General features: G+C 68.6%; 9 protein-coding genes and 1 tRNA gene. 1 reads left to right on the forward strand and 9 read right to left on the reverse strand.

What is annotated here, in order from left to right:
* From prmC to argS, 8 genes are all read right to left on the reverse strand, one after another.
* The gene (gene prmC, locus EDL96_RS07860; RefSeq protein WP_123825237.1) at nt 1-891 is read right to left on the reverse strand and encodes a peptide chain release factor N(5)-glutamine methyltransferase; all 891 of its coding nucleotides are present in this window, start codon (nt 889-891) and stop codon (nt 1-3) included.
* A 12-nt stretch (nt 892-903) separates the two neighbouring features.
* On the reverse strand, nt 904-1,983 hold the full coding sequence (gene prfA, locus EDL96_RS07865; RefSeq protein ID WP_123825238.1) for a peptide chain release factor 1: 1,080 nt from the start codon (nt 1,981-1,983) through the stop codon (nt 904-906).
* 178 nt (nt 1,984-2,161) lie between these two features.
* Nucleotides 2,162-4,369 carry a transcription termination factor Rho gene (gene rho / locus EDL96_RS07870; RefSeq protein WP_123825239.1) on the reverse strand — a complete coding sequence of 736 codons (2,208 nt, stop codon included), beginning with the start codon at nt 4,367-4,369 and terminating at the stop codon, nt 2,162-2,164.
* Between the two features lie 389 nt (nt 4,370-4,758).
* The gene (gene thrB, locus EDL96_RS07875) at nt 4,759-5,733 is read right to left on the reverse strand and encodes a homoserine kinase (RefSeq protein ID WP_123825240.1); all 975 of its coding nucleotides are present in this window, start codon (nt 5,731-5,733) and stop codon (nt 4,759-4,761) included.
* A gap of 21 nt (nt 5,734-5,754) precedes the next feature.
* A complete protein-coding gene (gene thrC / locus EDL96_RS07880; protein WP_123825241.1) occupies nt 5,755-6,864 on the reverse strand; it encodes a threonine synthase in 1,110 nt (369 codons plus the stop codon).
* 96 nt (nt 6,865-6,960) lie between these two features.
* On the reverse strand, nt 6,961-8,337 hold the full coding sequence (locus EDL96_RS07885) for a homoserine dehydrogenase (protein WP_123825318.1): 1,377 nt from the start codon (nt 8,335-8,337) through the stop codon (nt 6,961-6,963).
* 139 nt (nt 8,338-8,476) lie between these two features.
* Nucleotides 8,477-9,976: a diaminopimelate decarboxylase family protein gene (locus EDL96_RS07890; protein ID WP_199732568.1), complete on the reverse strand. Its 1,500-nt coding sequence runs from the start codon at nt 9,974-9,976 to the stop codon at nt 8,477-8,479.
* Nucleotides 9,977-10,059: 83 nt separating this feature from the next.
* Nucleotides 10,060-11,712: an arginine--tRNA ligase gene (argS, locus tag EDL96_RS07895; protein WP_123825242.1), complete on the reverse strand. Its 1,653-nt coding sequence runs from the start codon at nt 11,710-11,712 to the stop codon at nt 10,060-10,062.
* A gap of 104 nt (nt 11,713-11,816) precedes the next feature.
* Between argS and EDL96_RS07900 the strand changes: the two genes are divergently transcribed.
* Nucleotides 11,817-11,889, forward strand: a tRNA-Arg gene (locus EDL96_RS07900).
* 38 nt (nt 11,890-11,927) lie between these two features.
* On the opposite strand, the gene EDL96_RS07905 is transcribed toward EDL96_RS07900, so the two are convergent.
* The gene (locus EDL96_RS07905; protein WP_123825243.1) at nt 11,928-12,320 is read right to left on the reverse strand and encodes a hypothetical protein; all 393 of its coding nucleotides are present in this window, start codon (nt 12,318-12,320) and stop codon (nt 11,928-11,930) included.
* Nucleotides 12,321-12,355 lie beyond the last annotated feature (35 nt).

A 12,355-nucleotide genomic window follows, 5' to 3' on the forward strand; every position in this document is an offset into this window, starting at 1 on the left:
TCATTGTTGCACTTCCTGCTGTTGCGGATGATTCAGGGCGGGGAGGAGCGCGCTCGTGGCACGGGGGCGTCCGGTGAGGTCGTTGTGGCATTCGACGTCCACGAACCCGTGCCGGTGGAAGGCGGCCGCGATCGCCTGGCGCTGGGATTCGGCATGTTCGACGACGCACCACCCACCGGGCACCAACAGCCCGGCCGCGGCGGCGATCACCGCGTCCGGGACCCGCATCCCGTCCTCGCCGCCACCCCACAGGGCCAGGGCGGGATCGTGTTCGGCCACCTCCGGGTCCGTGGGCGGCTCGCGGTCCGGGACGTAGGGCGGATTGGAGACCACCACGTGGACCCGGCCTCGGAGGTCCTCGGGAACCACCGTGGCATCCCCCAGGCGGAGGTCCACGCGGCGGCCTTCCAGGTTGCGGAGCGCCCAGGCGTGGGCCTGCTCGGAGAGTTCGATCGCGTGCACCTTGGCGTGCGGGACCTCGTCAGCCAGGGCCGCCGCAATGGCCCCGGATCCGGTGCACAGGTCGACGACGACGGGGCGGGTCACGCCTTCGCCCTGATCGGTGCGCAGCCGTTGGACCGCCAGTTCAACGAGCAGTTCCGTCTCCGGACGCGGCACGAAAACTCCGGGCCCGACAGCCAGCTCGATCCGCCGGAACGGGGCCGTGCCCGTGAGGTGCTGCAGCGGGATCCGCCGGGCGCGCTGTCGGACAAGGTCCTCGAAGCCCTGCGGCACGGGTGCCCCGATGATGGCCTTGGCCTGCACCTCCCCCCGGTCCAGGCCGAGCAGGTGGGCGGCGATCAGCACGGCGTCAGCTTCCGCGGAGGCCAGGCCCGCGGCATCGAGTTCGGTGGTCGCCCACCGCAACGCCTGCGCAAGGGAGGTCGTCATGGCGTCCGCTCCTCAGTCCTGCTGACCGATGGCAGCCAGACGGTCCTGTTCGTCCATCTCTATCGCGGACGCGATCACCGGACCCAGGTCCCCGTCCAGGACCTGGTCCAGGTTGTAGGCCTTGTAACCCGTGCGATGGTCCGCGATGCGGTTCTCCGGGAAGTTGTAGGTGCGGATGCGCTCGGAACGGTCCACTGTCCGGAGCTGGGAACGCCGGGCCGCGGAGGCCTCCGCCTGCTGCTGCTCCTGTTGGTGCGCCAGCAACCGCGCACGGAGCACACGCATGGCGGCTTCCTTGTTCTGCAGCTGAGACTTCTCGTTCTGCATGGCCACCACGATGCCCGTCGGAAGGTGGGTGATGCGCACCGCGGAGTCGGTGGTGTTCACGGACTGCCCACCGGGCCCGGAGGACCGGTAGACGTCGATCTTGAGATCGTTCTGCTGGATCTCGATCTCCTCCGGGGCCTCGACCTCCGCGAAGGCCAGCACGCCCGCAGCAGAGGTGTGGATCCTGCCCTGGGACTCGGTCGCGGGAACCCGCTGCACCCGGTGCACGCCGCCTTCGTACTTCAGGTGCGCCCACACCCCTTCGGCGGGGTCGTCCGAACGGCCCTTGACCGCGAACTGGACGTCCTTGTACCCGCCGAGTTCGGCCGGGGTTTCCCCCAGCATCTCGGTCCGCCAGCCCTTGGACTCGGCGTAGCGCAGGTACATGCGCAGCAGGTCACCGGCGAACAGGGCCGATTCGGCTCCGCCTTCGCCCGCCTTGATCTCCAGGATCGCGTCCCGGGCGTCGTCGGGGTCCCTGGGGACCAACAGCAGTCGCAGCTTCTCCTGGGCCTGTTCGATCCGGGGTTCCAAAGCCTCGGCCTCACGGGCGAACTCGGGGTCCTCCCCCGCCAGTTCCTGCGCGGCGTCCCGGTCCTCCCGCAGCCGGGTGAGGTCACCGTGGGCGGAAACCACCTTGTCCAGCTCCGAGTACCGGCGGTTGAGCCGCTTGGCCAGGAGAGGATCGGCGTGCACCGCGGGGTCGGCGAGGCGCACCTGGAGTTCGGCGTGCTCGTCGAGCAGCGCCTGGATGGGATCGGCCACGCGGGCGGCTTCCTTTCAACGGGTCGGAAACTGGGTCGGAAAAATGGGTTGGTCACCCGGGTCGGGTCGCGGTGTGTTTCGCACCGACGACGACGGCCCCGGGGTTGCGCCGTCGTCGACCGTGCGCCGGTGGCGCTGGGTACGACGGGCGGGCAGCCCCGGGGCCGGAATGCGTCGGCTAGCGGTCGTCGTCGGCCTTCACGTTGAGCGTGGTCTTCTGGACCTGCATCAGGAACTCGGCGTTGGACTGGGTGTCCCGCAGCCGGTTGGTGAGCAGTTCCAGGGCCTGCTGCTGGTCCAGGCTCGAGAGCACACGACGCAGCTTCCACATGATCTTGAGCTCGTCGCCGGACATGAGGTTCTCCTCGCGGCGGGTGCCCGAGGAGTTGACGTCCACGGCCGGGAAGATCCGCTTGTCCGCCAGCTGGCGGGACAGGCGCAGCTCCATGTTGCCGGTGCCCTTGAACTCCTCGAAGATGACCTCGTCCATCTTGGAACCGGTCTCCACCAGGGCGGTGGCCAGGATGGTCAGGGAACCGCCGCCTTCGATGTTGCGGGCTGCGCCGAAGAACCGCTTGGGCGGGTACAGCGCGGCGGAGTCCACACCACCGGAGAGGATGCGCCCGGAGGCCGGGGCGGCCAGGTTGTAGGCGCGACCCAGGCGGGTCATCGAGTCCAGCAGGACCACAACGTCCATGCCGAGCTCCACCAGGCGCTTGGCGCGCTCGATGGCCAGTTCGGCCACCGTGGTGTGGTCGTCGGCGGGACGGTCGAAGGTCGAGGCGATGACCTCACCCTTGACCGTGCGCTGCATGTCTGTGACTTCCTCGGGACGTTCGTCGACGAGGACCATCATCAGGTGGACTTCGGGGTTGTTCGTGGTGATCGCGTTGGCGATCGACTGCAGCATGAGGGTCTTGCCCGCCTTGGGCGGGGAGACGATCAGACCGCGCTGGCCCTTACCGATCGGAGCCACCAGGTCGACCACGCGCGGGCCGATCTTCTTGGGCTCGTTCTCCAGGCGCAGCCGCTCCTGCGGGTACAACGGCACCAGCTTGGAGAAGTCCACGCGGTCGGTGAGTTCCTCCGGCTTCTTGCCGTTGACGCTGGTCAGCTGCACCAGGGCGTTGAACTTCTGCCGCTGGTTGCGGTTGTTGTCCTCACCGTCGCGCGGGGCACGAATGGCACCCACGACGGCGTCGCCCTTGCGCAGGTTGTTCTTCTTGACCTGGGCCAAGGAGACGTAGACGTCGTTGGGCCCGGGGAGGTAGCCGGAGGTGCGGACGAACGCGTAGTTGTCCAGCACGTCCAGGATGCCCGCGACCGGCAGCAGGACGTCGTCCTCGGTGGGCTCGGTGTCGTCCACCTCGGGGCCCTGGTTGCGGTTGCGACGGTTGCGACGGTCATTGCGGTCGTTGCGATTCCGGTTACGACGGTTGCGGCGCGATCCGCCGTCGTCGTCCGGACCGTTGTTGTTGCCGCCCTGCTGGCCCTGCTTGTTCTTGCCGCCCTGCTGACCTTCCTTTTTCTTGCCGCCCTGGTCGTTCTTGCCGCCCTGGTCGTTGCGGTCCGAATCGTCACGGTCGCCGTTGCGATCGTTGTTCCGGTCGTTGTTGCGGTTGTTCTTCTGGCCGTCCTGGTTGCGACCGTCTTGGTTGCGACCCTGGCGGTTACGGCGGTTGCCGGAGTCACCGCGGTTGGCATCCTCCGAGCGGCCCTCGCCGTCGTCCTGCTGCGAACCCTCTGCGCCGTCGGCGGTGCCGTTGGACTCGCCCTGTCCGTCCTGGTTGCGGCCCTGGCGGTTGCGGCGTTGCGAACGCGACGGGCGCTCACGGCCGTTGCCGGACTCCCCGTCCTTGGCACCGGATTCCTCACGCGAGGACTCGCCGGAGCCGGCGGCATCCGCGGAATCGGCCGCGGAGGAGTCATTGGAGGTGGAGTCCGTGGAAGCGGAGTCGGAAGTGTTCGACTGCGACCCGTTGGACTGCGACCCGTTGGAGCCTGCCGACGATGATGCACGGCGGCTGCGTCCGCGACCGGTCCGGGCGGCCACTGCGGGGGCCTCGGAGCTCGACGCGTCGTCGTTGCCCTCGGAGCCTGCTGCGGTGTCCTGGGGCTGGGTCACGCCGGCCTTGGCGGAAGCCCGCTGCGCGGTCTGTTCGATCTGCTCGGTGACCTTGCGGTCACGGTCGGCCACGCTGCCGCCACGCTGGTGGGCCTCGATGGCGTCCACGAGCAGGGACTTCCGCATGCGGCGCGCACCCGTGATGCCGAGCTGGCCCGCAAGGGCCTGCAACTGGGCAAGCTTGAGCCCGGACAGCCCGGTGCTCTTGGCCTCAGAGGTGGCCTGTTCCGTACCTGCATTCAGGTCGGTGGTTTCGGTCACGAAGGTTTCCTTTTCCCTCGATGGGAGCCCCGGCACTCAGACGCCGGTGGCCGTTACTGGTGGTTCGGGCCGCTGACAAGCGGGCCGGGCCGCACACTCTCAGACGGGTGCGACCGGATCGACGGCGCTCGGTCCACCCAGATCCGATGCACCGGTCAGGCACACCGAATCCCACCGAAAGGCGGTGGTCGTGGCGGAGGAGCTGATTCGACCGGGTGTTCACCCAGCGGATGTGGGTGAACCGTTCGGCTCAGCCGTTTCTGGGAAACCGCCGAAGCGCCCGTGGTCAAAACACCATCGAATCCAAGACATGTTCTCCGGTGGACAACTCGAAGTCATCGAGCCCGAGCCCTGTCGGCCGGTGAACATTGGACGCACCCGGAGAATTACTACTGTGGGTGCGTGACCACCCTAGCACCATGCGCGGGCACGGTCAGCCTGAGAACACGCCACGTGACGTGTTCCCTCTCCGCGTCGGGGTGCGCGACGAATTCGGCGATGGCCGCTTCGACCTCGGCGGCGTCCTCTGCGGAGGGCGCCAGGGTCAGGACCGTGGGGCCGGCTCCGGAGATCAAGGCCGCATGGCCCTGCTCACGCAGGGTGGCGACCAGTGCTGCGCTGGGCGGCATGGCCGGTGCACGGAACCGCTGGTGCAGGGCATCGGCCGTTGCGGGCAGCAGCAGGTCCGGTCGACGGGTCATCGCCTCGACCAGCAGCGCAGCCCGTCCGGCGTTCGCTGCGGCGCTGCGGTGATCCACCTGGGCGGGCAGCAAGGAACGGGCCAGGGCGGTCGAAACCTCGTAGTTCGGGATGGCCACCACGGGGACGACGTCGTCATGGACGGCGACGGGCGCACTGTGCCAGGAACCGGGCTCCCCCCAGGAAATCGTGAGGCCCCCGTAGAGGGACGGGGCCACGTTGTCCGGATGCCCCTCCATCCCGGCGCAAACTTGCAGGATCGCTGCGTCGTCGAGTCGCGCGGACGGCGCCAGGAGGGCATTGGCCGCAACAACGCCCGCCACCGCACAGGAGGCGGAGGACCCCATGCCCCGGCCGTGCGGGATCCGGTTGCGCGCCACGACGGCCAGCCCGGGCTGGTCGACCAGGCCCGCAGCGGTCCACGCCGCTCGCACGGAGCGGACCAGCAGGTGCTCCTCGGTCCGTGGGACGGATTCCGAGCCCTCCCCGTGCAGTTCGAACGCGAGCCCGGACTCCTGCACGGCGATTTCCACCGTGTCGTAGTGCCCGAGGGCTAGGCCCAGGCTGTCGAATCCTGGCCCCACGTTGCCCGAGGACGCGGGCACGTCGACCGTGATCGCCTCACCGACGGTCAGGACCTCGCGCCAGTCCTTCGGTTTCCCCATCGCTGCACCCACGGCCGGGCCTCAGTCCAGTCCGAGAGCGGCGGCCACGGAGACGACGTCGAAGTCCACGCGCTTGGGTTCGGCCGCGGTGGGGTCCTCGAGTTCGGCACCCTTGACGGCCCACTGCGGGTCCTTGAGGCCGTGACCGGTCACGGTGATCACGATCTTGGCGCCGGTGGGGGCGGCTCCCTCACGATACTTCTTGATCAGACCGGCCACGCCCGCGGCAGACCCGGGTTCCACGAACACGCCGTCGCGGGAGGACAGGAAGCGCTGTGCTTCGATGATCTGTTCGTCGGTGACGGATTCGATCAGGCCGCCGGATTCGTCACGGGCGCCGATGGCCGAGTCCCAGGAGGCGGGGTTGCCGATGCGGATGGCCGTGGCGATCGTCTCCGGCTGGTCGATCGGGTGCCCCGCGACCAACGGTGCGGCTCCGGCCGCCTGGAAACCCCACATGACGGGGGTCTTGGTGGCCACGGCGGGCAGTTCCTCGCCGACCGCATTGACGTAAGGCCGGGAGTACTCCGTGTAGCCCTTCCAGTAGCCGGTGATGTTCCCGGCGTTGCCCACGGGCAGGATGTGGTAGTCCGGGGCGTCCCCGAGGGCGTCCACGACTTCGAACGCCGCGGTCTTCTGGCCTTCGATGCGGTAGGGGTTCACGGAGTTGACCAGGAACACGGGGTAGGAGTCGGAGAGCTTGCGCGCGACGTCCAGGCAGTTGTCGAAGTTGCCGTCGATCTGGATGATGTCGGCACCGTGGGCCACAGCCTGGGCCATCTTGCCCATGGAGATCTTGCCTTCGGGGACCAGGACGGCGCAACGCATCCCGGCCTGCTTGGCGTAGGCCGCAGCCGAGGCGGAGGTGTTGCCCGTGGACGCGCACACCACTGCCTTGGCGCCTTCCTCCTTGGCCCGCGTGATCGCCATGGTCATCCCGCGGTCCTTGAAGGAACCGGTGGGGTTCATGCCTTCGAACTTGACCCACACCTGGTTGCCGGTCAGCTCGGACAGCGCCCGCGCCTGGATCAGCGGGGTCCCGCCCTCCCCCATGGTGACGACGGGGGTCGAGTCGGTGACCGGGAGGCGGTCGCGGTATTCGTTGATCACGCCTTGCCACAGGTGGGCCATGGGTTCATCTCCTGGACTGAAAGAGCTGGACTGAAAGAGGTAGTGAAAGAAGTTTGGTGTGAAAGTGGTCTGGACTGGAAACAGTGACGAGTGCGGTCAGTCGGCGCTTTCGACCCGGATCAGACCCCGCAGGTCCAACACCTCGTCGAGTTCACGGATGGTCTCCACGGTACGCACCAGGTCCGCGTTGCGCGCGCGGTGGGTCACGATGCGCAGTTCGGCCAGGCACTCTCCCGGGCGCTCGGGGGCATCGGGGAGGTCACGCTGCTGCATGGTCGAAATGGACACGCCGTGCTGTGCGAAGACCGTGGAGATCGCCGCCAGCACTCCCGCGCGATCCGGGCACAGCAGGGTCAGGGAGAAGCTGGTCCGCACGTCGTCGACGTTGGTCGCGGGCAGTCCCGCGTGGAAACTCGGGGCGACGGCGGGGCCACCGGCCACAGAGCGACGCAGGGCGGCCACAAGGTCGCCCATGACCGCCGACGCGGTGGGCGCCCCGCCGGCACCGGGCCCGTAGAACATGAGTTCCCCGGCGTTCTCCGCCTCCACGAACACGGCGTTGAACGCCCCGCGGACACCGGCCAGAGGATGCTGACGGGGAATCATGGTGGGGACCACGCGAAGGTTCACGCCCGCGGATGTCGAGGTCGGTGTCGCAGCAGTCGCCCCGGACCCGTCGTCGTGTGCCTCGGCGGTAACCCGCTCGGCCACTCCGAGCAGCTTGATGACGTAACCGGCGTCCCGTGCCGCCTCCACGTCCTCGGCCGTGACCCCGGTGATCCCGCGGCAGTACACGTCATCGATCGTGTAGGACGAGTGGAAGGCGATGGACCCCAGGATCGCCACCTTGGCCGCGGCGTCGTGGCCTTCGATGTCCGCGGTTGGGTCGGCCTCCGCGTAGCCCAGGCGTTGGGCCTCGGCCAGGGCGTCGTTGAAGTCGGCACCCGTGGAGTCCATCTGGTCCAGGATGTAGTTGGTGGTCCCGTTCATGATGCCCAGAACGCGGTTGACCTTGTCCCCGGACAACGAATCGAGCATCGGGCGCACGATCGGGATGGCCCCGGCGACTGCGGCTTCGTAGGAGATGCTGGTCCCCGCCGCCTCCGCGGCCGCAGCATGCAGTTCGGGGCCGTGTTGGGCCAGCAGCGCCTTGTTGCCGGAGACCACCGGCTTGCCCGCACGCAGTGCGGACAGGATGCGGGTGCGGGCCGGTTCGATTCCGCCGGTCAGCTCCACGACGACGTCCGCCGCCTCGATCAGGGCCTCCGCGTCGGTGGTCAGGAGTTCCTGGGGCAGGTCCACGGTGCGCGGTGCCGACACGTCACGAACCGCGATTCCGATCAGTTCCGGGCGGGCTCCGATCCGGTCGCCGAGTTCCTCGGAGTCCTCGAGAAGAATCCGCGCAACCTCGGCCCCCACGTTCCCGGCACCCAGCAGTGCCACCCTGACGAGGGGTAGATCGGCCCGGTGCACGGCAGCCGTCGATGCTGCGGTGTGGGGCGCGGGCGAGGTTTCGGAATCCGGTCGGGACACGTGGGGCTCCAGAGGTCTAGCGGGGCACAGCGGGCGTGGGTCGAGGGATCGACGTCGGGTGGTTCCGGCGGCGAGCGGGTCAGCTCATGCGGGCGAACAGGTCCTGTTCCGTTTCACCGCGGACGATGACGCGGGCTTCCGGCACGCCGTCCACGGTGCGGACGGCCACCACAGTGGGGCGGGGCAACCAGTTGTAGTTGCTCGACAACGCCCAGCAGTACGCGCCGGTCGCGGGCACGGCCAACAGGTCGCCGGGGGCGAGGTCGGCGGGGAGGTAGGTCGCGTTGACCACGATGTCCCCGGATTCGCAGTGCTTGCCGACCACGCGGGAGAACACGGGTTCCGAGTGGTTCTCGCCCGCCCGTTCGTCGGCGACGACGACGGAGTAGTCGGCGCCGTAGAGCACGGGCCGGGGATTGTCGGACATGCCACCGTCCACGGAGACGTAGCGGCGCTGACGGCCGGGTTCCACGGTCACACCCTTGAGCGTTCCCACGGTGTAGAGGGTCACCCCCGAAGGCCCGGCGATCGCACGCCCGGGTTCGACCGAGAAGTGTGGGACCGGCAGGTCCAGGCGCCGGCAGGTCTCGCCGACGGATGCGGCCAGGGCCTGGGCCACGTCCTTGGCCGAACGCGGTGTGTCCGCCTCTGTGTAGGCGATGCCGTAGCCGCCGCCCAGGTCCACCTGGGGCAGGCTGACACCGAACCTGTCCTTGACCTCGGCCATGAAGGTCAGGACGCGCTCGGCCGCCTGCGCGAAGCCGTCTGGGGAGAAGATCTGGGACCCGATGTGGCAGTGGATCCCCTGGAGGTCGATGTTGGGGTGGGCCACGCAGGCGCTCACCGCGCGCATTGCCGGAGACGGTTCGGCCCCGTCGGCGGTCGCGCCCACCCCGGAGGTGTCCTCCGGGGTTTCGGCGGCGGCCAAGGACAGCCCGAACTTCTGGTCCTCGTGTGCCGTGGCGATGAACTCGTGGGTCTCCGCGTGGATCCCCGGGGTGACCCTGAGCATCACGGCGGCCGTGACCCCCAGGGCGCGGGCCAGTCGGCCCACAAGTTCGATCTCCGGGAGGGAGTCGACGACGATCCGCCCGATCCCGGCGTCCAACGCGCGAGTGATCTCGGCCGCCGACTTGTTGTTGCCGTGCAATGCCATGCGCGCGGGGTCCATGCCGCCGCGCAGGCCGCAGGCCATTTCCCCGCCCGAGGCCGTGTCCAGGCACAGGCCTTCTTCACGCACCCAGCGGGCGACCTCCGGGGTCAGGAAGGACTTGCCCGCGAAGTACACGGAGACCTCCGCGCCGATCCCGGAGAACGCGTCCTCGAAGGCCTCACGGAAGCGGCGGGCGCGTTCCCGGAAGGTGTCCTCGGAGAGCACGTAGAGCGGGGTTCCGTAGGTCTCGGCCAACGACGTCGCACTGATTCCGGACACGGTCAGTTCACCCGTGTCGGCGCGCCCGAACGCCTCCGGCCAGATGGTGCGATCGAGTTCGTCCCAGGTACCGGGCACGGAGAGCCATTCCGGAGCCAGGTCGTTGACGCCGGTCTGCCAGGTGTCCTCCGCGGCGGGCTCGACCACGGGAACGGGACGCAGCCGGAAGCCGGTGGTGACGACGTCGTTCTCGTCGTCGTACTGGTCGAATTCCTCGAAATTGCTCACCGTCACATCCTTTCGGGTGCCGACACGCCCAGCAGCTCCAGCCCGTTGGCCAGGACCTGTCGGGTGGCGTCGTTGAGCCACAGGCGAGTGCGGTGGGTGTCCGTGACAGTCTCCTCCGTCTGCGGGGTCACACGGCAGGCACCGTACCAGCGGTGGTAGGCGCCCGCGAGGGCCTCCAGGTGTCGGGCCACGCGGTGCGGTTCCCGCAGTGCCGCGGCCTCCGCCACGACCGACGGGTACGCACCCAGTGCCGCGAGCAGCTCGCCTTCGGTCTCGTGGGTCAGCAGCGCGGCGTCGAAGGCCTCCCGGGTGACCCCGGCGGCCTCGGCGTTGCGGTCGACGGCGCAGGTCCGGGCGTGCGCGTACTGGACGTAGAACACGGGGTTCTCGTTGGAGCGCTTGGCCAGCAGGTCCAGGTCGATGTCGATGTTGGAGTCCACCGAGTACCGGGTGAGCGAGTACCGTGCGGCATCCACGCCGACGGCCCCGACCAGGTCCTCCATGGTCACCACGGTCCCCGCGCGCTTGGACATGCGAACCGCCACGCCGTCCTTCACCAGGTTGACCATCTGGCCGATCATGACCTCGACCTTGGCGGGATCGTCCCCCAGGCTGGCGGCCACGGCCTTGAGCCGGGCGACGTAGCCGTGGTGGTCGGCACCGAGCATGTAGATGCACAGGTCGGCCCCGCGGTCACGCTTGTTCTTGAAGTAGGCGATGTCCCCGGCGATGTAGGCGGCGTTGCCGTCGGACTTGATGACCACGCGGTCCTTGTCGTCACCGTGGTCGGTGGAACGCAGCCACCAGGCGCCGTCGTTGAAGTAGAGCGAGTCCTGCTGCTTGAGCTGTTCGAGCAAGGTGTCCACCGCGCCGTCCTCGAACAGCGAGTTCTCGTGGAACCAGACGTCGAAGTCCACCCCGAACTCCCGCAGCGACTCCTTGATGTCGCCGAACATGAAGTCCACACCCGCGGCACGGAAGGTCTCCTGCGGGTCCTCGGACTCGAGCGCCTGCGGGTCCTGGGCCAGGATCCGGTCCGCGATCTCGGCGATGTACGCGCCGCCGTAGCCGTCCTCCGGGGCGGGTTCGTTGCGGGCGGCGGCCAGCAGCGACTGGGCGAACCGGTCGATCTGGGCACCGTGGTCGTTGAAGTAGTACTCGCGGGTGACCGCAGCGCCCTGGGATTCGAAGACGCGCGCCAGGGAGTCACCCACGGCTGCCCAGCGCGTGCCACCCAGATGGATGGGGCCGGTCGGGTTGGCGGAGACGAATTCGAGGTTGATGGCCTGTCCGGCCATCGAGTCCGTACGGCCGTAAGCGCGCCCCTGCTCGACGACGGTGCGGGCGAGCTCCCCAGCAGCGGCGGCGTCCAGGGTGATGTTCAGGAAGCCGGGCCCGGCGATGTCCACGGAGGCCACGCCGTCGAGCGCCTCGAGGCGGCCCTTGAGAATCTCGGCTACTTCACGCGGTGGTCGGCCGACCTTCTTGGTCAGCTGCATGGCGATGTTGGTGGCCCAGTCGCCGTGGTCCCGGTTCCTGGGACGTTCGACCTTCACGGGAGGCAACTCCTGGCCCTCGCCCAGGGAGAGCTCTCCCTGGGCAACACTCTCGCCCAGGCATGCGGATACGGCGGCACTCAGTTCTTCGGGGGTCACCGGGACAGTGTATCCGGAAGGTGTCGCGCCCCCGCTGGGTCAGTGACACCGTCTGACCGGTGATACAGTCTTGGGGTCCGTCACGGTGATCCCGCGACGGTCATGCCCGAGTAGCTCAGTGGATAGAGCGCTTGCCTCCGGAGCAAGAAGTCGTAGGTTCGAATCCTATCTCGGGCACTTTTCATGCCCTCTTGCCCCCGACTCGGCGCCTGCCCTCAGCGGAAGCGGCTGCCCGCTCCGCCGTCGTCCTCCGGACTGAACCGCGTGGGGTGGAAGCTTTCCAGGTCGTAGTCCGTGAACGCCTCCTCGCCCCAGGCCTCGTCCAGGGCACGGTCCTCGTCTGTCACGGCATCGGTGTTGGCCTGTCGAAGCCAGAAACCCCAGAAGATCAGGACGCCGCTGACCACCAGGGCGATGGACCCGAAGATCGCGGTGAACCACCCACGTCCCGTCATCGGAACCGGATCGATCTCCGCGGTGGCCCGTGCCACGTGGATCAGTCCCTCCGGGAACATCCACGTGGCCATGAACAACAGGACGATGCCGACGCCGAACATCGTGCCTCCGACGGCCTGCCGCCGACGGCGTTGGTCGGGCGTTCGGGTCATGGCGGATCGGCTCCAGGGTTCGTGGTTCAGGGTTC

The organism is Kocuria soli (assembly GCF_003797835.1).
GTDB lineage: Bacteria > Actinomycetota > Actinomycetes > Actinomycetales > Micrococcaceae > Kocuria > Kocuria soli.